The sequence below is a fragment of the Halomonas sp. SIMBA_159 genome, from assembly GCF_046536035.1.
GTDB classification, from domain to species: Bacteria; Pseudomonadota; Gammaproteobacteria; order Pseudomonadales; family Halomonadaceae; genus Vreelandella; species Vreelandella venusta_A.
The window spans coordinates 1-266 of record NZ_JAWJBT010000719.1; the positions used below are offsets into that span (position 1 = coordinate 1).

At 34.6% G+C, this 266-nt stretch carries 1 protein-coding gene; it reads right to left on the reverse strand.

The annotated features are described in order from the left end of the window. Positions 1–266, reverse strand: a 266-nt coding sequence (locus R0J87_RS21075; RefSeq protein ID WP_498888715.1) for a hypothetical protein, incomplete at both ends; no start/stop codon positions are given.

The following is a 266-nucleotide window of genomic DNA, read 5'->3' on the forward strand; positions in this document are numbered from 1 at the left end:
CTCTAGCTGTGAGAGTTGATTGGAATACTCCATTAACTTTTTGGTGCTTGTTGTTTTTGTATTGAATTCTTTATCGAAAATTTCCTCAATAAAGGTGTTTCCAATCGGCGAGTTTCTACGTTTCAGCTCCTTCACCTTATTTAAGATAGAAGATTCCTGATTTTTGATTTCATTCGAGATTTCATTATATCGATCTTCTAACCATTGAATCTTCTTTTCAAGCTTCTCTACTTTTTTAGAGAGGCTCTCAAGCTCCTTACTCAACT